The organism is Psychroserpens mesophilus, assembly GCF_000826645.1.
GTDB classification, from domain to species: Bacteria; Bacteroidota; Bacteroidia; order Flavobacteriales; family Flavobacteriaceae; genus Psychroserpens; species Psychroserpens mesophilus.
The window spans coordinates 162,565-184,287 of sequence record NZ_JXJP01000020.1 but is presented as its reverse complement, the minus strand read 5'-3'; the positions used below and the strand labels follow the sequence as shown (position 1 = coordinate 184,287).

The window sequence follows — 21,723 nt, the reverse complement described above, 5'->3', positions numbered from 1 at the left end:
GCAATTGAAATTTTTAAGCATCATAGATATTTAAGATTGAAAAAAATTATTGATAATTAATATTAAAAAAACCATTAGTAACGGTTCTAGTTTGTGAACTTGTATCTGAAACTGCCGTAAAGCTAAAGTTACCTGAAATGATTTTATTATCTCTATCTATGGATAAAATTTTTAAATAAACAGAGTCATCATGTGCAGATCCACTAAAATCTACAGTTCCAGATAAATTTGATTTGCTATAAATAAACTCTAAAACAAAATCATCGTTTGTGCCATTAACCTCAAAGCCACTACCAAAACCATCTGAAGAATTACCCTCCAAAGTGATAATAACAGCCAAAAAATCACCATTATTAGTGACAAAATCAGTACCTAACGCTAATGCTAAAAAATTAGGATCTTCAATAATAGCTCCATCCACTCCAACGCCTATCGATGCTCTCGAATCATAATTATTTCCAGATTCTGTAAACGTCATATAGTAAGGCGAATTATTCTGCAAAGGATCTTCTATCACTGAATCGTCATCACTACCACAGCTGAAAAAGAAAAGAGAAAGACAAAACAAATACATTAGATTTTTCATAGTTGGTCAAATTTAATTAATTATAATTTTTTTTGTTAATTTAGCTTTGTTGTTTTGCAAGTTAATGAAGTAAACCCCTTGTGCTAGCTCAGAAACTTGAATAGTATTAGAACTTTTAAATAACTCTCCTTTAATTAAAAGATTACCTTTCAAATCAGTGATAGTATAATTAAAATCATCCATTAATTCAACAGATAAGTAATCTCGGGTTGGATTTGGGTAAACTTTAAAAGTAGTTAATACATTTTCTGTATTACTTAAGGTTGCACAATCTTCTGAATAAACAGTTTGCGCATCTTTATTTAGCCAGTTAGCTGTTGAATATGCTGAATCATCTACATCAACACAGAAAAGGTTTGGGTTACTAGAAATATCAAATGCAGCACTATTAATTAGTAAATTATTCTGATTTTTGAGATTAAGTTCTGATAGAGAACTATTAAAACACTGAAACACTTCCAATAACTCATTATCTGAAAAATCTAGACTAGTTAGCGATGTGTTATTTGCAGTAAAAAAAGTTAATTCATTTAAAGCATTCAATCCAATAACATTAGTCAAACTATTATTATTAGAGCATTGAATCCTTTCTAGTAAAGTATTGTTCGATACATTTAATGTGTTAAAATCATTATTAGAACACCTCAAAACTTCTAAAATCAAGTTAGAAGAAACATCTAAGTTTGTGAGTAAGTTATCATTCACTTCTAATCTAGTTAATTGAATATTATTAGTCAATCCATTAATAGAAACTATATTATTATTTCCACATTGCAAATCTGTGATTGTACTGTAACTACTTATATCTAATGATGACAGTTGATTATCAAAACATTGCAAAAATTCTAGAGGAGCATTTGGATTTAAATTGAGACCGGTTAACATATTGCCTGAACAAGCCAAAGTCTCTAATAAATTATTCTGGCTTAGATTTAAAGTAGTCAATTGATTATTCCAGCAGATTAAATTATTTAATTGTAAGTTTCCGCTCAAATCTAATGCAACAAGTTGATTATTGTCACATGACAGAGATTCAAGCTGTGTATTGTTACTTACATCCAGAGATGATATTTGATTATTTCTACATTGAAGTACAATTAGTCCAACGAAATCTTCAATACCCGAAAGGTCAGAAATATTCGAATCAGAAACATCTAAAAACTGAACAAACTCAATAGCTGGTATAAACGCTTCTCCATTAAGCGTTCCATCTACATCTATACCTTGATCAATTAAAGCCTGTTCAAAATTAGAATCTGGAATTAATGTAATTTGAGCTTGAGATGAAAAATAAAAAAAAGTAATAATTAAAAGTAATTTTGTTTTCATGGTTAATTAGAATTTAATTTATAGAAGATTCTATAAAACTATACAACCCAAAAAGCAAATTCCTGTATTATTCGACAAACGACTAATAAATTAGCTTAAAAACTTACTAATCAAGTTGGTATAAAAATTAATTATAATTAATGGTTCCGTTCATTGTTAAAATTGAACCTGAATCAACATTGATAACTGTAGTGTCATCAAACACAACTTGTTTAATAACTTTATCAACACTAAATCCTGAACCACAATCGGTATCATCTGCAGCACTTGTTGGAGGAGTTGAGCATACATAGCGAAACTCTTCTCCATTTTTAACGATAGTCATTGAAATTGATTTATCGACTGCAGCATTATCTTCTGCATCAAATTCTGCTGCAACAATAACGAAAGCATTCATAAAATTAGTTGGTACTAATTCTCCATTTTCAACGGTTGTATTTTCATCTAACAATACCACTGCACTTGAAGTTCCAGTGGTACTAAGTCCGTTAGGATCTATATTTGCAACGGTTAATGAGCTACCAACTTCAGTAGTGTCATCACCTGATAATTGAATCGTACCAATAACAGTATTATCATCTGCTGAGTCAGAACTATCGTCACTTCCAGAACAACTCACTATAAGTAAGGTAAATATTACGATTTTTAATACACTGCTTGATGGTTTCATATCTTAATGGATTCCGTTAATTAATAACTAGTGTAAAATAACAATAGACACATCATATATACTATCAAGAATTCATAACTGCACGCTTTGAGTTTATTTTCGCGTAAATGCCATTGGGTTTATTAAAATTTAAATTAAATTTAACAAGCTATTAATTAATCGTTTTTAAAATTCAATGCGTCATCTCTTACTATGTTTAGCCATAAGTTTTTCGTGCTATACTTATGCTCAAGAAAGTGTAAAGGATTCTATCTTTAAAAACTTAGAAACTCATGTTACTAAAGACTCTACACGAGTTCGACATTTAATTAATGCTGCAAATTACGTTACCTATAACGACCCAAATCATGCATTTAGTCTTGTTGAAGAAGCTCTAAAAATATCATCTGAAATAAACTGGACCAAAGGAAAAGCCTTTGGTTTACGACAAATGGGAGTCGTATATTATAGTTTGTCGGATAACTTTAATGCAATGGAAGCATTTCAAGAGGCTTTAAAAACAAGTTCTACAATGCCAAATAATAAGTTATTTGACGCTAGTTTGTACAACAATTTAGGCAACATATATGCTGATTTAAAGCTTTTTGAAAAGGCATTAACTAATTACAATAAACTCTTATCTATAGCTAAACAATCTAATAGAAAAGAAGATCAAATAAGAGCGTTAGTAAATATTGGCACAGTACAAATAGAGAAAAACCTTGTTGATGAAGGCATTATGAATTTAGATAATGCATTAGTTTTAGCTACAGAAGAAAATAATGACTTTTATATCGCAGCGATTTTAAACAATCTTGGGATGGCTTACAAAGCAAAAAAAGACTATTCGAAATCAACAAATCATTATAAAAGAGCCTTAGAACTCTCAGATCAAATTAAAAGCAAATATACTCAAGCAACTGCTCTCAATAGCTTAGGAAAAATCAGTATTCTTCTTGAAGATTATGAATCGGCTAAAACATTTAGTACAAAAGGATTAAAAGTGGCTCAAGAAATTGAAGCTATTGAATGGCAAGCTGATGCCTGGGAAACACTTAATAAAGTTTATGAATATGATAATGATCACATCGAAGCTTTAATCGCATATAAAAATCATATTAAATTAAGAGATAGTGTTATATCAGAAGAAAAAATTGCAGAGCTTACTCGAAAAGAAATGCAGTTTAAAATAGAACAACAAGAAACGCTTGCAAATGCTGAAATATCACGTCAAAAACTCATTAGAAATGCTTCACTTCTTGGTGGAAGCGGATTGGCATTAGCATCAATTATTAGTTTTATATTATACAGACGAAAACGCGATGCGATTTCACAAAAAAAAGAAGCTCAGTTTAATACTAAGGTAGCAGACACAGAACTCAAAGCATTAAGAGCGCAAATGAATCCACACTTTATTTTCAATTCATTAAACTCAATTAATGAATATGTTTCAAAAAATGATATTGAAAGCGCCACAAATTATCTCACTAAGTTTTCTAAACTCATGAGAGAGACTCTTGAAAAATCAACAGAGAGCGAAATTTTATTAGAAGAAGATATTCAAATACTGAAAACCTATATGGATATTGAAAATAAACGTACAAATAATAACTTTACTTACTCCATTATTATTGATGATGCTATCAACCCAGAAAACACACTAATTCCTCCAATGATTCTTCAACCGTTTGTTGAGAATAGCATCATACACGGTTTAGGAAGTTTTAAAAAAAATGGTCATATAACAATATCCTATAAAAAGAATGAAAACATGATGATTTGCTCAGTTGAAGACAATGGTATTGGTAGAAAAAAATCTTCAGAATTAAAAGCAAATCATAACAAACAATCGTTAGGTATGACAATTACTAAAAATCGTATAGACATACTTAATAAAAAAAGAAACACAAATGGATCTGTAAATATTATAGATAAAACAGATGGCACTAAAATTGAAATAAAACTACCTTTAACATTAGCTTATTAAGATGATTAAAACCCTTATTATAGATGACGAACAACACTGCATTGATAGAGTAAAAAAACTAATTAACAACCATACAGATAATCTTCAAATTGTTGGTACTTCCTCAACTGTTGATGACGCTTTAAAAAAAACCATTGCACTCAATCCTGACCTTGTATTTTTAGATATTGAAATACATGATAAAACTGGATTCGATTATTTGGAGCAATTAGGCGAATTTGATTTTAACCTCATTTTTACCACAGCATTTAACAATTATGCTATAAAAGCATTCAAATACAGCGCTATGGACTACCTCCTTAAACCGATAGATAGTGATGATTTTATTGGTGCTATTAAAAGGCTAAACAAACGAATTTCTGCCACTGATACTGAATCTCAAATTAAATTGCTTTTAAATAATCTGAAAAAAGAAGATCATAAAAAGACAATTAGAATCCCAACTTTAGATGGATTTGAAATTGTTGAAATAGGTGATATTATTCATTGTCAAGCCGAAACTAGTTACACACATATTTTTACGACTCAAAAAAAACATATGGTATCAAAAAGATTAAAATTTTATGAAGATCTTTTAAAGGATGCCCATTTCTTCAGAATTCACAACTCTCATCTAGTAAACATAAATCATGTGAAAAAATACACAAAGGGGAAAGGTGGCTACGTTACTATGTCTAATAATTCAACAATTGATGTTTCTACAAGGAAAAAAGAAGAATTTTTAAAACTTTTTAAATAGCTATCTGATCCTCACCCAATACTGAGTTTTATAAAAAAAAGCTACATATCCTCTAACCTGAAGCTGGTTTGGGTTATCATCATCAAGTTTTAGTCTGCAAGTATATACTTTTCCATCTTCAGGATTGGTAATGGTTCCGTTTTTATAAACGTCACCTTTATCTTCCATATCTTTAATGATGACCAATCCCAAAACTGGTTTATTATAATCTTCACCTTCACAAAATTTGCAAGGTAAATCGCGTTTAGACTTATCAAAAATTTCAATGATTTTTCCGAAAATCTTTCCGTCTTCTTTATAAATTTCAACAATTGATTTTTCAACTCCAGTTACATCATCAATCGTTTTCCACTGTCCTAAAACACTTTGTGAAACACCAGAAAAAGTTATTCCGAAGCAAAAAATAAACCAAAAGAAATGGCGCATATTATCTGTGTTTTCTTAATCTCGTTAATGATACATTTAATTCAAATCCTAATAATAAAATATTGGCATTAAGCCAAAAATAGAACATGAGTATTAACAACGCTCCTATTGAGCCATATAGTTTATTGTATTGCGCAAAATTTTCAATATAAATTCCAAATAGATACGATGTAAGTATAATTAACAGAGTTGTAAACAAGGCTCCTATTGAGAAAAACTTGAATTGCTTGCCTTCTTTAGTTCCGAAATAATACAGTGTTGCAGTAGCCAAATACACCATAATGATAAAAAAAAGTGATTGCGAAAGCACTAATAACAAACTGCTGTTTTCATTTTCAACATGAGCAAATTCTACAATATTTTCAACCACATAAATATTAAAAAACCCAAGCACAGCGACGGTTAGAATCAATAAAAACGCCAAAATCAGAGCCACACCCAAGGCATACATATATTGTTTAAAAATATTTCGGGTGAGTTGCTCATGATATGAACTTTCAAAACCCGAAAACACAGCATTTACACCATTTGCCATCAATAAAATAGAAACTAAAAACACCGAAGAAATAAGTCCTCCTCCTTTTATATTTTCAAAAATACTCTCATAGAAAAAATCGGTCGTTGTTGGTGGCAAAAAGGATTGCAGAAAATTTAAAAATTCGGTTTCAAAGCCATCAATTGGCACGTAAGGAATCACTATAATTACAAACAATAAAAACGGAAATAGTGCCATAAAAAAACTGTAGGCAATCGCACTTGCTCGCGTACTCAAAGCGCCTTTGATGATGCCTGTGGCATATAATTCAAGTAAATCGTAAAGCGACAAACCTTCTAAAACTTTTAGTTTGATACTCTTGAAGAATTTTACCAGCAGATTGATGACTGGTATTTTCTCTAATTTATCTTCAATAGATTTAGACATAAACGTTTTAGATAATTATTTTTAAAATAGTACCGTTGTAATTAGAATGCTCGTAAAAGTAGAAAACTTATAACTACAAATTTAAGAAAAGGAAAAAAACTTACAAGGAGTTATGCTTGGCTTCCAATCAAAACAATTATCTTTGCCAACTTACAGTTTTAGTCCAAAAAACAATACAACCAATGTCAATATCATCATTAAATGCCATTTCTCCAATCGATGGTCGTTACAGAAACAAAGTTGAGAAACTTGCACCTTATTTTTCTGAAGAAGCACTTATAAAATATCGTGTTTTAGTAGAGATTGAGTACTTTATTGCCCTTTGTGAATTGAAATTACCACAACTTTCAGATGTTGATTCTTCGGTTTTTGAGGATTTAAGATTGATATACACAGGTTTTACTTCAGAAGATGCGCAAGCGATAAAAGATATTGAAGCCGTTACCAATCACGATGTAAAAGCAGTTGAATATTTCATTAAGGAACAATTTGACAAGTTAAGCCTTGGAAAATATAAAGAGTTTATTCATTTCGGATTAACCTCACAAGACATTAATAACACAGCCATTCCCTTGAGCATAAAGGATGCGATGAATGACGTTTATGTGCCTGAATATTTTGAGATTTTAAAAAAACTGAAGGCGCTTGCTTCTGAATGGAAAGACATTCCTATGCTAGCCAGAACTCATGGTCAACCTGCTTCTCCAACACGATTAGGAAAAGAAATAGAAGTGTTTGTTGTACGTTTAGAAGAACAATTCAACTTATTAAATGATGTGCCGAGTGCAGCAAAATTTGGAGGTGCCACAGGAAACTTTAATGCGCATAAAGTTGCCTATCCAGATATTGACTGGAAAGCCTTCGGAACTAAATTTATTCAAGAGAAATTAAGTTTACAGCATTCGTTTCCCACGACGCAAATTGAGCATTACGATCATATGGCTGCTTTATTTGATACTTTAAAACGCATCAATACAATTCTTATAGATTTAGATCGTGATGTTTGGACCTATGTTTCAATGGACTATTTTAAGCAAAAGATTAAAAAAGGTGAAGTTGGAAGTAGTGCTATGCCACACAAAGTGAATCCGATAGATTTTGAAAACTCTGAAGGGAATTTAGGTATTGCTAATGCCATTTTCGAACATCTCTCAGCGAAGCTTCCTATTTCAAGATTACAACGGGATTTAACCGACAGTACTGTTCTGAGAAATGTAGGAGTTCCTTTCGGTCATACACTTATTGGCTTTAAATCGACTCTAAAAGGATTGAATAAATTGTTATTAAACGAAAGCAAGTTTGCTGAAGACCTTGAAAACAATTGGGCAGTGGTTGCAGAGGCGATACAAACCATCTTACGTAGAGAAGCGTATCCAAATCCGTATGAAGCTTTAAAAGGCTTAACCAGAACCAATGAAACGATTAATGAACAATCCATTTCTAATTTTATTGATACTTTAGAGGTTTCTGATGCCATAAAAACAGAATTAAAAGCTATTAGTCCGAGTAATTACACAGGAATTTGAATATGACCTTTAGCAAAAACACGCTAGCACTTATCTATACAGGCATTTTGGTCTTCGGGTTTTTTATATCTGGAATTCTGGATATCCTAGATTATATTATTGTAAAGCTGCTTTTGTTTACAGGATTTGCGTTGTTAGCCTTTATTTTAATTTGGATAGCGATTAAAGACCATCAAACAGGTTCTAAATAAAAAAATCACCTTAAGTAAAAACTCAAGGTGATTAACATTAACATTCTCAATAAAAGTCAGTTATTGAAAAAATTTAGTGATTTCTTTTAATTGAGTCTCCTCAATATTGCCTTCATCTAAAACAGAAGCCAGTTTCATAATTTTTGAGAAATTCATATCGTCACCGATGATTCTAACAACGGCAAAACCAGCCTCACTAGAATTTCCTAAGAGTATAAATTCATCCACATTTTCGCCATCACCAACATACTTAACTACGAATTTACCGTCAGTAGAATTTCCACCTCGCATCAATTCTTCGTATTTCGGATTTGCCAATATGGTTTTCACTTTAGCAAATTCAATATCCATTTGTTCTTTATTGCCATCTTCTGCAACAAAAGCAACCATACTTAATTTATCAACAGACTCGTAGGCAGCTTTCTGCTCTTCATCTAATTGGGTTTCATCTATTTTTAGCAAGCTAATTGGCACATCTAAAGATGTAAATCCTGGCGCAAGTTCACTATCTACGTAGAAACTTTGCAATGTTGGATCCTGGTTGCAACTTTGTAAGGTTACAACCAAGAACAACATCATGATTATGGTTTTGATTGATGAATTCATAGTGTGATTATTTTTAATTTTTTCCAGCTTTTTTCAGCTGTTCACCTCCTGGCATATTCATTTGACTTGTTAATTTAGAGATTTGTCTTAAATCGATATCTCCAGTTAACGTCAACAATACAGTTTCAATTTCTCTTTTCTTACCATTGATTGTGATATCTTGGCCTTGAGTCATTTCTTTAATACCATTCACGAACATTAAAAGTTCTTTAACATGGTTTTCATCTTTACCTTCTCTAACGTAGAAGTTTACTGTTTGATCACCATCTTTTACACGCATTAACTCTTCCATTTTAGAGTTTTTAAGGTATTTAGCTACTGTCGCATTCATATCTGCAGCAATTTTTTCATCTCCAGTTGTAAATACTTTAAAACTTGTGATACTTGCTGCCATATCAATATAGCCTTGCATTTCTGGATCATCAGCATCGATACCCATCGTCGCTAACATTTTAAACATTTTCTGGTTAACGATGACAGAGGTGACATCTTCTTGATCTTCAAACTTGTCAAATACGCTTTGTGCAGTTACCACGATTGACGATAACATTAGTGTTACTATTAGGATTAAATTTTTCATGTTTACTTGTTTTTAAATTGTTTACTTGTTTTCTTTTGTGTTCTTTAAATATTTGTTTGTTGTATTTCCGAGCATATTAACATGACTCACTTTTTCGGCACCAACATTAAAACTTTCTGATGCCAGACTTAAGGCATTAAAGCTTGATGTGCCTTGACTAAAATTATCAGATAACATACTTAAACCTGATGTTCCTTTGTCAAAATTTGAAGATAGCATCGCCAGCGCTTCTTTGGTTTGAAAATAGACTTTACGTTCTTCAGGAGATAAATCATCTAAAGAGGTTATTCTATTTTCCTCACCAATTTTCGGAATAAAAATTCCTAACATTAGAACTGCTACTGCTGCGACAGAAATCCATTGATATACGAAGTTTTTCTTAGGTTTTAATGGAACGTCTTTGGTATATAGTTCTTGTTTTGTTGTTTTAAAATGTTGAAACATTATTCTGTACGATTCCAAATGAGGCGCTACATTATCTTGAGCAAAATAGGCTTTCAACTGCTGCTCTTCCTTTAGCGATGTCTCGCCATTATCATACTTTTCTAATAGTTTCTCTATGCTATTTAACACCATAACTGTGTGTATTAGTTAATTTTTCTCTTATTGTTTTTCTTGCTCTTGATAAGGCGACTCTAATTGCTGTTGGATTCATATCAACGACTTTCGCAATTTCATCAAAATCATATTCTTCAATATCTCTAAGCTGTAATATTATTTTTTGTTGTTCTGGTAATTCTTCAATTATTTTTGAAACCCAATCAACACTATCTCTGTTTTCTACTTCTTTTTGTAAAGACGTGTTATTATCTTGGTAATTACTATGAACTATTTTTAAATTCTGAGCTTGTTTCGATTTTAATCGATCTAAGCAAAAATTCTTTGTCATTGTCATCGAAAAGGCTTCTACGTTTTTGTAGTTACTAATTTTCTGTTTGTTTCGCCACAGTTTCATTAAAATCTCTTGCGTTGCATCTTCTGCTTCTTCATTAGAAACCAGAAGCCGTTTTGCTAAGCGAAAGACTTTATCCTTAAAAGGCATTACTAATTTTACAAAATCAGTCTGTGTCATGGTTTGGTTGTTAGTTCAAAACAGGTGATTATTCTGCTTCTTATTATTACGACGAATAGGTATAAGTTTTGTTACAATCAAATAAAAAAATAATTTCTATTCTCACAACATGTACTATTAAAATGAAAACTTTTTTCATTGAATGCAATTACTCCAAGCATGTGTCATGTTATAAATCGCACTAAACTGTGCTCAAACAATCAAAAATAAGGTTAGCTTTAAATTTTTTAATTTACAATAATGTAAGTAAATTTATAGTTTACTAGACTATAGTATAGTGAGTTTGCTATACACATTGAAAAAGAAAAATATATGAGACTTTTAAAACTATGCCTACTGTTTGTGGTAGCGCTTACATTTACCAGTTGTTTTGAAGACAGAGATGACAATGCCATAGCTGCCAGTGAAATCAATGATTTTATTTGGAAAGCTATGAATGCATCATATCTGTATAAAGCTGAAATTCCAGATTTAGCTAATAATCGTTTTAATTCTGATGAAGAATACAGTGCATATCTCAACAACTTTTCTTCACCTGAAAGTATTTTTGAAAGCCTCATTTATGACAGAGATGTTGTGGATCGTTTTAGTTTTATCATACCCAACTATATCGACTTTCTTCAAAGTCAGCAAGGAACTACATTATCAAATGGGCTAGAGTTTAATTTTTATTTTAAACCTGGAAGTGAAACGGAAGTATTTGGTATTATCAGACTTGTTCTAAACAATAGTGTAGCGGACAATCAAGGCTTACAACGCGGACAAATTTTTGATGCAGTAAATGGCGTGCCTTTAACAGAAAACAATCTGGGTGATTTACTCAATCAGAACACCTACACCTTGAATTTTGCGAATTATAATGACAATGGTACACCCGAAGTTGAGGATGACAGCATTGAATCTACTTCAAATAGCATCAACTTAACGAAACAAGTTTATACAGAAAACCCAGTACATCAAGTTAACATCATTGATGTAGATGGTGAAAATGTTGGTTACCTGGTTTATAATGGATTTAATGGCAGTTTTAATGAGGCTCTAAATAATGCATTCGGACAACTACAAGCGAATAATGTACAGCACTTGGTTTTAGATCTAAGATATAATCCTGGAGGCTCTGTAAATACAGCAGCTTTGTTAGGCAGCATGGTTACTGGACAATTTAACGGTCAAGTGTATTCAAAATTGGTATATAATGAAACTCAACAAGCTGCAAACACAAGTTTTAACTTTGTGAATAGTTTTGATGGGATTCCAATAAACAGTTTAAATCTCAGTAAAATGTATGTATTAACTACAGCACGTTCGGCATCTGCAAGCGAACTAGTAATTAACAGCCTAGATGAGTATATTGATGTGGTGCAAATTGGTGATAACACGACTGGAAAAACTCAGGCTTCAATAACGCTTTTTGATTCTCCTAATTTTGGATCTAACGATATTAATCCTAATCACACCTACGCTATACAACCATTAGTAGCTAATTCAATTAATGTAAATGATGAAGCCGTACCTTCCAATGGCTTAACTCCTGATATCGAATTACTTGAAATACCTCGTAATTATGGAACACTTGGCGATATAAACGAGCCTTTATTGGCAGCTGCTATATTAGATATTCAAGGATTAGGTCGTTACCCACAACCGCAAATTGAACTTAAAACAATTAAAGAAAATACGCAGTTAAAACCTTTTGAAGATGGCATGTATTTACACCCTGACGACATAACCATTTCAAAATTACAATTTGATTAATTTCTAATTAGAACATAAAAAAAGCCACTGTTAAAGTGGCTTTTTTGTATTTATAAACTGAGATTAAACCCTACATTTACATTTCGTCCTTTGGTTGAATAGCCCAATAGTTCTTCATAATCTTCATTTAAAATGTTAGTTATATTCATAAAAATCGTCATTTGATTATTAACGACTTTATGACTGATATAAAAATCAACTAAACTGTAAGACTTCAGAGCAACTGTTTCACTCATAAACGAAGTATTATTAAAAAATGAATCGTTACGATCATCATTAAATTGGTAATTTAAACTCATAAACGTTTTATCATTCAATTGATAATTTAAACCAGCATTGACTTTAATTTCTGGGATTCTGAGGTTTAAACTTTCTTCTACATTTGTATATGTTCCATTCAGCATCAACTTTAATTTTTTCGTCAAACTTACATCAGCAACCAATTCAACACCTCGGGCTGTAAAATCTTCATCTGTATTTGCATACTGAAACATAAAATTTCCTTGATCTACAAAATCAACAAACTGTTCCTCAAAACGATTAAAATAAACAAGACTCACTGTTGCTTTATCTTTAATATGCACTTCAGCTCCTACTTCAATCGTTCTGTTTTCTTCAGGCTTAAGATTAATATTTCCAAAAGTAGGCTCAAACAATTGATACAATGAAGGTGCAATAAATGCAGTGTTGTAAGATGCTAATCCTTTAATGTAACCAAATTTAAATTTCTTTTTAAACGAGGGATTTAAACTATATACCAGATGATTACCATATTCACTATGATTATTTAAACGCAATCCTGCATTGACGTTTAGTCCAAAATCGGATATATAAACCACATTCGCATAAGGATCAATAATTGTAAATGAAGCATCATCAGCAATTATATCTTGTACAAAATCTGTTTCTCCAAAAGGAATTGAAAAACTTTCAATTTCATTTTGCTGTGCATTTACACCTAAAACTGTATAAAAGGTATCACTAAAATTATACCTGTTAAATACATCACCAATAAAACTTTCGGCTTTAAACTGTGTAGGAAAACTGGATTGGATTTCGCGCTCCACATTATTATAGGCTGCATTTAAATTAATACTTCCGTTGTTATAAGTTAATTCAGGTGATATTCCTATTCTGTATTGATTGGTTATAGACAGGTTATCTGCATCAGCAAAATCAAAACCGTCATCAAATTCAGCTTTAAATTTATCAAAACTCGCATAGGTGTTCAGTTTAAAATGTTCTGAAAACTGATAACCTAATTTCAAATAACCATTATGTGTATTAAAGGCATCTGATTCCTGTCCAACAGAAACGGCCGACAAGCCATCTGTATATTGATGACTAAAAGTGGCTAAATAGGTGAATTTATCTAGTGTTCCATTAACAGATACGCTGTTTAAAAAATTCTCAACAGCATAATTCGTATCCTTTTGAGACTGATTGGTTCCTAGCGTACTTCTTAGATTAAGTGCAACAGCATCTTTGCTCGCCTTTTTGAGTTTAATGTTAATAACAGCAGATGCTGCTCCTGTTCCGTAGAGTGTGCTTGAAGCACCTTTGAGAATTTCTATGCTTTCAACTTGGTCTGCATTTAATAAACGTAGATCGTAATCGTTTGCAATTTGAGAAGCATCAGTGACTGCAATTCCATCAATTAAAATGAGGACCTGACGATTTCGTCCACCTCGAATAAAATAATTTAAATTTTGTCCAGCATTACTTCTCGAGCCATTAATCTCAATACCTACTGTATTATTGATGATGTCGGCTACAGATTTACCTTGAAAATTTTCAAGATCTTGTAGTGTGATTTTGGTAATAACTTTACCTGAGTTTTCTCGTTTAAGATTGAATTTAGAATCGGTAATAACAACCTCATCTAATTGTTCAACTTTTAACGAATCGCTTTGTTGCTGTGCCAAGCTTAATGTTGATATACCAATAGCTAGCATCGCAAAAACTGTTGTTTTTGTAATCATGTAATTTAATCATTACTCGGAATCGCATGGATTATCATACGCAAACTTTTATCCCGAAAGTTTAACTTATTTGTTTGAATTTGGCAGGTCTCCTGACTTGTTATTTATTATTTCACCTTCCCAGTTCTTTCAACCAGTGGTATTGAAGAAAATAATAACTCAAATAATGAGTACCGAAACAAGTTCGGCATAAACTTACAGTTGCGGGAACAGTTCTGGACTTGAAATTCATTTCTCACCAGATTCCCTTTTAATCCATACGGCAAACCGAATGGAACCTAAATTCGCAGTAAAAGTAGAATGATTTTTTGGAATCGAAATGAAATTTTTACTTTTTCTTATTCATTTTGTAAACGAGATAAATAAAACCCGCTAAAAAATGAAGTAATATTATTCCTCCTGCTATATATATTGTTAAATTTGAATTATCATGCATAACAGTAATTTTAACCAAATTTAGAGATTGTATCTCATTTTATTAGTTACAAATGTTACATAAAAAGCGTCTACTCCTTATTATTCTTTGTCTATTTACCTTAATGGCTTGTAAAAAGTCTAAAAGTATTGACCAAACTCCTAATACCTCGCCTAGCCTATTAGAGTTAAGTTATGCTGAAGGATTCAAAGTCACTAATTACAAAACTTACAACATTTTAACCATTTCAAACCCTTGGCCTAAAGCTGAAAAAACATACCGTTATGCCTTAATTTCTAAATCGGAAGCATCTAAAATGACTTTAAACAAAGAGGATTTTGATGGCATAATAATTACTCCTATTCAAAATATAGTGGTAACATCAACCACGCATATTCCTGCGCTTGAGCTTTTAGGTGTTGAACAATCTTTAGTTGGCTTTCCTGGAACTGATTATATTTCTTCAGAAAAAACAAGAACAAGAATTGATGATGGTGATATACGAGAATTAGGGAATACTGAAGGTATAAACACTGAAGCACTTCTAGAATTACGTCCTAATATCGTTGTGACTTTTGGAGTTGATGGCACTAATAAAAGTTTGGAAATCATACAAAAATCTGGTATTCCTGTAATTTATAATGGTGATTGGGTAGAAAAATCACCTTTGGCTAAAGCTGAATGGATTAAATTTTTTGGCGCTTTATACAACAAAGTGAAAGAAGCTGAAGCCATTTTTACTCAAATTGAAACCGATTACTTAGAAGCGAAAAAATTGGCTTCAGCAGCAAAATCAAAACCAACTGTGTTATGTGGAGCTATGTATAAAGACGTCTGGTATTTACCAAATGGAACAAGTCCTGAGGCCCAATTTCTAAAAGACGCTAATACTAATTACCTTTGGAGTGACACCACAGAATCTGGAAGCCTATCCTTGAGCTTTGAAGCAGTTTTTGAAAAGGCAAAAAACGCCCAATTATGGTTAAGCCCTTCTTATTACACAAGCTATAAAGACCTTGAAGAATCTAGCGCTCACTACACACAATTTGATGCTTTTAAAAATAAAAGTATTTACACTTTTTCTAATACAACTGGTAAAACTGGAGGCGTTTTATATTATGAACTTGGAACCTCAAGACCCGATTTAGTTTTAAAAGACATGATTAAAATATGCCATCCTGATTTGTTACCAGATTACAAATCAACATTTTTCAATCCTTTAAAATAATGTGATTGAGAGCAAACTAAAGAATCTTTTTTAGTTTATCTTTACTCATTATATGAGATTCCTCGCACCACGGAATGACAAATAAAAAACCAACATATTCATTTTTAGTACTATCCATTCTATTATTAATATGCTTTCTAGCAAACATTAGTTTAGGTACTGCTTCTATTCCCATAAAAGAAGTTTTTAGTAGTTTACTAGGTGTTACAGATAACTATATCATTCAAAATTACAGATTACCAAAAGCTATTACAGCTATATTAGTAGGTTCTGGACTAGGTATTTCCGGACTTCTTATGCAAACCTTGTTTCGTAATCCGTTAGCGGGACCTTTCGTTTTAGGAATCAGCTCTGGAGCCAGCCTTGGTGTTGCTTTAGTGATATTAGGCTCTGGACTGTTTGGAGGTGTATTCGCTACAGCACTAATTTCTAAGTGGACTATTGTTATTGCTGCTAGTTTAGGAAGTTTTCTGGTGTTATTAGCAGTGCTCTTGGTGTCGTCAAAAGTTAGAGATACGATGGCTATTTTAATCATTGGTTTGATGTTTGGAAGCATTACTGCTGCTATGGTGAGTGTCCTCTCCTATTTTAGTTCTGCTGAACAATTACAACAATACATTTTTTGGGGATTTGGCAGTTTAGGAAACTTATCATGGAATGAAGTGTTGATATTTTTCTGTATTTATCTTTTTGGAATAGGATTAACTATAACATCTATTAAAGCATTAAACACCTTTCTATTAGGTGAAAATTACGCTAAAAGCTTAGGTTTAAATATCAAAAAAAGTCGGTTAATTATTATTGTGGCAACAAGCCTACTTGCTGGAACAATTACAGCTTTTGCAGGACCTATAGCCTTTATCGGATTGGCTATTCCACACATGACCAGACAATTATTCAACACGTCAAATCACAAGATATTATTACCCGCTGTATTTCTATTTGGAGCTGTAGTAATGCTGATTTGCGATAGTATTGCGCAGTTACCTACGAGTGATTACACATTGCCAATTAATGCAATTACATCGTTAATTGGTGCTCCAGTTGTTGTTTGGTTACTGGTTAGAAAACGAAAAATGGTGTTCTAAAATTAATAGTGAAAGAAAACAACAAACATATCATCCTTAAAACCGAGAATCTTTCCATTGGTTATCAATCAAAGAAAGCCACTTCTGTTGTTGCTCAACATATTAATATTGAACTCAATCAAGGTGAACTCATAGGATTGGTTGGTGCAAATGGAATTGGTAAATCGACACTCTTAAGAACTTTAACTTCAATTCAGCAACCTATTGCTGGAACCATTCAATTAAATGATAGGCATCTGGAAGATTACTCGGCTATTGAATTAGCAAAAACCATGAGTTTAGTTTTAACAGAACAACTCATGTCCAAAAATTTATCGGTTTTTGAACTCATTGCACTTGGTCGTCAGCCTTATACAAACTGGGTTGGTAATCTATCTGAATATGATTTATCGGTAATTCACAAGGCCATTGATCAAACCAATCTTTCCGAATTAAAACATCGCAAATGTTTCGAATTAAGTGATGGTCAACTTCAAAAAGCAATGATAGCACGTGCTTTAGCTCAAGATACCAACCTCATTATTTTAGATGAACCTACGACACATTTAGATATGTACCATAAGGCGTACATACTAAAGTTGCTGCAAAAACTTGCAAAAGACACTAATAAAACGATTCTATTTTCTTCGCATGAAATTGATTTAGCAATTCAACTATGTGATACGATGATTGTAATGACAAATCATGATATTATTATAGATTCTCCGTGCAACCTTATTGAAAAAAGTGTCTTCGAAACTTTGTTTCCGAAAGATTTAATTAGCTTCGATAAATCCACAGGCAACTTTAGAGTAAAGTAACTCATTTACAGACTACTTAGAATTAAAATAAATAGATCAATTTGCATAGACCAATTTCGATATACTACATAAAACACAGTTTAAAAGCAAATTAAAAGTTATAATTTGCAGACTACTAACCAATCAAAAAAATGATAAAACTAACCAACCCAATCATCATCATATTCTGCGTATGCATTTCATTCACAGGATTTTCCCAAGACGACACTAAAACTGCTGAATACAGAAGAAGTTCCCTGTACACACTTATGGTTTCCGATTCAACTAGAAATTTCAGTGAACTTATTGAAGACACGTTTATCAATTCAAAAATTCCCGAAAAATTCAACAATCATATCGTTAGTGAACGAACTGTTCCAAAATTATATGACAATACACTTTCTAAGGCAGAATTAAAAGAAGCTCAAAAAAGCGCTATCACAGAGTATTTGTCAACTCATGATATTGCAAAAGCCATGGTTGCAAAATGGTTTAACCGAAGTGAACAAGGTGGATTTAATATGGATTTAATATCTGAAAGAGGTTTTTATAATGCTACAGATTTAGACGTCAAAATAGCAAAAAACAGCGAAAGAGGAACTGCTATGCTTGCTGATGCTGGTGAAGAACTCATTAAAAACACCTTTGTTATAGTCAATAATTTCAAATACACTGATAAAGAAGAAGTTGCTCAAAAAGCAAAAGGATTGTTGTCGTCTATCTCCAGTGTGGCATCTCTTGCAGGTGCAGACGATGTTGCTTTAGCGAGTGATGCTGCAGGTGAAGGTGCTGAAATTTTGGGCAAAGGTTATGTTATAAAAACAGATGCTCATCTATACAGATTAAAATGGAATGATGAAATCGCGAGTATTTTTTATAATGATTATTGGACAGAAGATGGTCAGATTGACGACGATAAAGTTAAGGCGTTTGACGAATCTAATATTTTTGAATTAGAATATATAGGAACACAAATGGCTTGGGCCGATTTACAAAGCACGTCATTCACCAAAAAAACCGATGAAGAATTAATAACGATTGCAACTATAAAAGCTTCAGATGCTGTAACTGCAAAACTGCAAAGAGAATATGAAGTCTTTAGAACAAAAACACCTCTATTAAGTACAGATCCGTTATCTGCTAAAATTGGTTTAAAAGAAGGTCTTGAAAAAGGTGATAAATATGAAGTTCTTGAACAGGTGCTAAATGATGAAGGAAAAACTGAATACAAACGTGTTGGCGTTATTAAAGTCGATAAAGATCACATTTGGGATAACCGATTCAATGCTGATGAAGAAAACACAGATCAATCTCTAGAATACACGGTTTTTAGTGGAAAGAAAAATAAATTTTATGCAGGAATGCTCATACGTCAAATTAATTAAAACACATTATTATGAAATTAAAACATGTAATATTATCAGTACTTTTTATTGGTTTTTGCACTAGTGTAAATGCGCAATGGAAAAAAAACAAAGCCAATGAGGATACCAAAATCTGGAGGTATGATTTAGAATGTGAAGGTATTGCTAAACAAGGATCAAAACTAGTTAAGGTTTGGTCGTACTCAAAAAACCCTAAACACGCTATTTCCAGAGGAATGAAAAATGCTGTTCACGGAATTATATTTAAAGGTTATGCTGGTGGTGGACAAGGTTGTACGCCATTTGCAGCTTTAGTTAGTGATCCTGCAATGGAAGAAAAACACAAAGAATTTTTTGATAGTTTTTTTGCTGATGGAGGTGCATATTTACGTTATGTAAGTTCAGCGACTGATGGCAGTATCGCTCCAGGAGACCGCTTAAAAATCAGCAAACGTGAATACAAGATAGGAATTGTTGTCAATGTACTTACTGATCAACTAAGAAAACTTCTTGAATCTGAAGGTATTATCAAATCACTAAATTCTGGTTTTTAACTCAAAACATCCATACAATGAAAATACATAACTTAGTTACCCTTATCATATGCTCTCTAATCTGTTTCTCAAGTTTCAGTCAGGCAAAGAAACCTACATTAATGGTTGTACCTAGCGATGTCTGGTGTAACCAGAATGGATATATGATGGAATTTGACAATCAAGGCTCAACAATAAGAATTCCAGATTATAAAAGAGCGTTTCAAGAAAATGCTGAAGTTTTACAAGTCATTAGTCAAATTAATGGTATGATGGCAGAAAGAGGTTTTCCACTAAAAAATATGGAATCTGCTATCAAAACTATGGAATCAAATGCTGTGGAAGATGCCTTAAGAAGTTCTAAAGATTCTGGAGCTGCCGTTGATGAAAGTCCGATAGATGCCATCAAAAAAGCTGCAAAAGCAGATATTATTATTCAATTAACATGGACGGTCAATAAAACTGGTCCGAAAAAGTCAATTAACTTCAACTTACAAGGCTTAGATGCTTACACAGATAAACAAGTCGCTACTGCAACGGGAACTGGGGCACCTTCGTTTTCTGCTGAAACTCCAGTATTACTTTCTGAAGCTGTGATTTCGCATATGGATAATTTTACGCTATCGTTACAAAATCATTTTGACGATATGTTTGAAAACGGTCGCGAAATTATTGTTAGAATCCAAAAATGGGATGATTGGGATGGTGATTTAGAAACAGAATATGATGGAGAAGAACTAACATATATTATTGAAGACTGGATGGCAGATAATACTGTGAAAGGTAGATTTAGTACTACAGATGCAACTGAAAGCATGATGCTCTTTGAGCAAGTACGAATTCCATTATACAATGATAAAGGGAGAGCCATTGATGCAAGACGATTTGTTAGAGAATTAAGCAAGTATTTAAATGATGCACCATTTTCCATTCCTAATAAATTAGTTATGAAAGGACTTGGAAGGGCTACAATAATTTTAGGAAGTAAATAATATAAAAACAACAAAATGAAAAACGCTTTAGCCATACTATTTTGTTTAGCTTCAATTGTAGCAATTGGACAAAACAATGATTACGCAATTAACTTAGGAGCATATGTTCCTGATCAAATTGAAAATGTACCAGCATCAGCAAAAAAGATGCTAATCAATAAACTTGGACAAATTGTAACTGAAAATGGTATTAGTGACAATCGATATAATTCAAGATTTATCATTACACCAAATATAGTCGTCGCTACAAAAGAGGTGATGCCAACCTCTCCAGTAAAAGTTGTCTTGGTTTTAGATGTGACTTTATATATTGGTGATGGTGTAGCCGGAACTTTATATGCCAGCGAAACGTTTAATCTTAAAGGCGTAGGAACAACTGAAACTAAAGCCTATATGCAAGCTTTAAAACGACTTAAGCCTAAAAATGAAGACATGCAGGCTTTTATGTCGAGAGGGAAAGATAAAATTATTGACTACTACAATTCTAACTGTTCACAAATACAAAAAGAGGCTGGAGCTTTAGAAAACTCAGGTCAAGTTGAAGAGGCTTTAGGCTTGATGCTTAGCATACCTGCATCAAGTTCATGTTTCGATACAACAAAAAACAAAACCAAAGCCCTTTATCTCAAAGCTGTCAACAGAGATTGTAAAATAAGATTAAATGAAGCTCAGGCGATATGGAGTGCAAATCAAGATATTGAAGCGGCTAATGAAGCTGCAAGAATCTTATCTTCAGTACAACCAGAGGCAGATTGCTTTAGTTCTGTAAAATCTTTGTTTAGTAAAATTGAAGCGAGAGCTAAAGAGCTACAAGACAGAGACTGGAATTACAAACTCAAGGTTTTAGACGCAACTAAATCTTATTATGATTCAGCTTTTGAAGTGAGCATGGCAAGAGCAGAAAACCAACCAAGCACTGTAATGTATAATGTTAGAGGCTGGTATTAATTCTAACAAAAACTTAAATCGTTCAG

General features: G+C 32.4%; 22 protein-coding genes and 1 riboswitch. Of the genes, 12 read left to right on the top strand and 10 right to left on the bottom strand.

The window, feature by feature from the left end:
* Positions 1–46 precede the first annotated feature (46 nt).
* The 3 genes from TD18_RS13545 to TD18_RS13535 all read right to left on the bottom strand — a co-directional run bounded on the left by TD18_RS13545 (position 47) and on the right by TD18_RS13535 (position 2,585).
* Entirely contained in the window at positions 47–586 is a 540-nt protein-coding gene (locus tag TD18_RS13545; protein ID WP_152611383.1) for a hypothetical protein, read from the bottom strand.
* Between the two features lie 12 nt (positions 587–598).
* Positions 599–1,915 carry a T9SS type A sorting domain-containing protein gene (locus tag TD18_RS13540; protein WP_040253576.1) on the bottom strand — a complete coding sequence of 439 codons (1,317 nt, stop codon included), beginning with the start codon at positions 1,913–1,915 and terminating at the stop codon, positions 599–601.
* 127 nt (positions 1,916–2,042) lie between these two features.
* Entirely contained in the window at positions 2,043–2,585 is a 543-nt protein-coding gene (locus TD18_RS13535; protein WP_040253575.1) for a hypothetical protein, read from the bottom strand.
* A 175-nt stretch (positions 2,586–2,760) separates the two neighbouring features.
* Here TD18_RS13535 and TD18_RS13530 point away from each other — a divergent pair, with 175 nt between their 5' ends.
* Positions 2,761–4,551, top strand: coding sequence for a tetratricopeptide repeat protein (locus TD18_RS13530; protein ID WP_040253573.1), 1,791 nt, complete (start codon positions 2,761–2,763; stop codon positions 4,549–4,551).
* Between the two features lies 1 nt (position 4,552).
* Complete coding sequence (locus tag TD18_RS13525) at positions 4,553–5,290, top strand: LytR/AlgR family response regulator transcription factor (protein ID WP_040253571.1); 738 nt, start codon at positions 4,553–4,555, stop codon at positions 5,288–5,290.
* Here the strand turns inward: TD18_RS13525 and TD18_RS13520 are convergent, their stop codons facing one another.
* Positions 5,291–5,716 (bottom strand): DUF2147 domain-containing protein, encoded by a 426-nt coding sequence (locus TD18_RS13520; protein ID WP_052461187.1) that lies wholly within the window; start codon positions 5,714–5,716, stop codon positions 5,291–5,293. It abuts the gene before it with no gap.
* 1 nt (position 5,717) lies between these two features.
* A complete protein-coding gene (locus TD18_RS13515) occupies positions 5,718–6,638 on the bottom strand; it encodes a YihY/virulence factor BrkB family protein (protein ID WP_040253570.1) in 921 nt (306 codons plus the stop codon).
* Between the two features lie 182 nt (positions 6,639–6,820).
* On the opposite strand from TD18_RS13515, the gene purB reads away from it, so the two are divergent.
* Together purB and TD18_RS13505 are read left to right on the top strand one after the other, a co-directional pair.
* On the top strand, positions 6,821–8,164 hold the full coding sequence (purB, locus tag TD18_RS13510) for an adenylosuccinate lyase (protein ID WP_040253568.1): 1,344 nt from the start codon (positions 6,821–6,823) through the stop codon (positions 8,162–8,164).
* Positions 8,165–8,166: 2 nt separating this feature from the next.
* The gene (locus tag TD18_RS13505) at positions 8,167–8,355 is read left to right on the top strand and encodes a hypothetical protein (RefSeq protein WP_040253566.1); all 189 of its coding nucleotides are present in this window, start codon (positions 8,167–8,169) and stop codon (positions 8,353–8,355) included.
* Positions 8,356–8,415: 60 nt separating this feature from the next.
* Here TD18_RS13505 and TD18_RS13500 read toward each other — a convergent pair whose 3' ends face one another.
* The 4 genes from TD18_RS13500 to TD18_RS13485 are packed head-to-tail and all read right to left on the bottom strand — an operon-like array spanning position 8,416 to position 10,613.
* The gene (locus TD18_RS13500; protein WP_040253564.1) at positions 8,416–8,961 is read right to left on the bottom strand and encodes a DUF4252 domain-containing protein; all 546 of its coding nucleotides are present in this window, start codon (positions 8,959–8,961) and stop codon (positions 8,416–8,418) included.
* 13 nt (positions 8,962–8,974) lie between these two features.
* Complete coding sequence (locus TD18_RS13495; protein WP_040253562.1) at positions 8,975–9,541, bottom strand: DUF4252 domain-containing protein; 567 nt, start codon at positions 9,539–9,541, stop codon at positions 8,975–8,977.
* A 21-nt stretch (positions 9,542–9,562) separates the two neighbouring features.
* The gene (locus tag TD18_RS13490; protein ID WP_052461186.1) at positions 9,563–10,117 is read right to left on the bottom strand and encodes a hypothetical protein; all 555 of its coding nucleotides are present in this window, start codon (positions 10,115–10,117) and stop codon (positions 9,563–9,565) included.
* A complete protein-coding gene (locus TD18_RS13485; protein WP_040253559.1) occupies positions 10,104–10,613 on the bottom strand; it encodes an RNA polymerase sigma factor in 510 nt (169 codons plus the stop codon). Before TD18_RS13485 ends, TD18_RS13490 begins: the two co-directional genes overlap by 14 nt.
* A 312-nt stretch (positions 10,614–10,925) precedes the next feature.
* Here TD18_RS13485 and TD18_RS13480 point away from each other — a divergent pair, with 312 nt between their 5' ends.
* Positions 10,926–12,368, top strand: a complete 1,443-nt coding sequence (locus tag TD18_RS13480) for a S41 family peptidase (protein ID WP_040253557.1) — start codon at positions 10,926–10,928, stop codon at positions 12,366–12,368.
* A 50-nt stretch (positions 12,369–12,418) separates the two neighbouring features.
* Here the strand turns inward: TD18_RS13480 and TD18_RS13475 are convergent, their stop codons facing one another.
* Positions 12,419–14,350: a TonB-dependent receptor plug domain-containing protein gene (locus TD18_RS13475; RefSeq protein ID WP_040253555.1), complete on the bottom strand. Its 1,932-nt coding sequence runs from the start codon at positions 14,348–14,350 to the stop codon at positions 12,419–12,421.
* A 65-nt stretch (positions 14,351–14,415) separates the two neighbouring features.
* Positions 14,416–14,648: riboswitch (cobalamin riboswitch) on the bottom strand.
* A gap of 241 nt (positions 14,649–14,889) precedes the next feature.
* Between TD18_RS13475 and TD18_RS13470 the strand changes: the two genes are divergently transcribed.
* The 7 genes from TD18_RS13470 (at position 14,890) to TD18_RS13440 (ending at position 21,697) form a co-directional block, all read left to right on the top strand.
* Positions 14,890–15,993, top strand: a complete 1,104-nt coding sequence (locus TD18_RS13470; protein ID WP_241480679.1) for an ABC transporter substrate-binding protein — start codon at positions 14,890–14,892, stop codon at positions 15,991–15,993.
* A gap of 74 nt (positions 15,994–16,067) precedes the next feature.
* Complete coding sequence (locus TD18_RS13465) at positions 16,068–17,081, top strand: FecCD family ABC transporter permease (RefSeq protein WP_040253550.1); 1,014 nt, start codon at positions 16,068–16,070, stop codon at positions 17,079–17,081.
* Positions 17,082–17,089: 8 nt separating this feature from the next.
* Positions 17,090–17,881: an ABC transporter ATP-binding protein gene (locus TD18_RS13460; RefSeq protein WP_040253547.1), complete on the top strand. Its 792-nt coding sequence runs from the start codon at positions 17,090–17,092 to the stop codon at positions 17,879–17,881.
* 131 nt (positions 17,882–18,012) lie between these two features.
* The gene (locus TD18_RS13455; protein WP_040253546.1) at positions 18,013–19,245 is read left to right on the top strand and encodes a hypothetical protein; all 1,233 of its coding nucleotides are present in this window, start codon (positions 18,013–18,015) and stop codon (positions 19,243–19,245) included.
* An 11-nt stretch (positions 19,246–19,256) separates the two neighbouring features.
* Positions 19,257–19,778 carry a hypothetical protein gene (locus TD18_RS13450; RefSeq protein ID WP_040253544.1) on the top strand — a complete coding sequence of 174 codons (522 nt, stop codon included), beginning with the start codon at positions 19,257–19,259 and terminating at the stop codon, positions 19,776–19,778.
* 17 nt (positions 19,779–19,795) lie between these two features.
* On the top strand, positions 19,796–20,749 hold the full coding sequence (locus tag TD18_RS13445) for a DUF6175 family protein (protein WP_040253542.1): 954 nt from the start codon (positions 19,796–19,798) through the stop codon (positions 20,747–20,749).
* A gap of 15 nt (positions 20,750–20,764) precedes the next feature.
* The gene (locus TD18_RS13440; protein WP_040253540.1) at positions 20,765–21,697 is read left to right on the top strand and encodes a hypothetical protein; all 933 of its coding nucleotides are present in this window, start codon (positions 20,765–20,767) and stop codon (positions 21,695–21,697) included.
* Positions 21,698–21,723 lie beyond the last annotated feature (26 nt).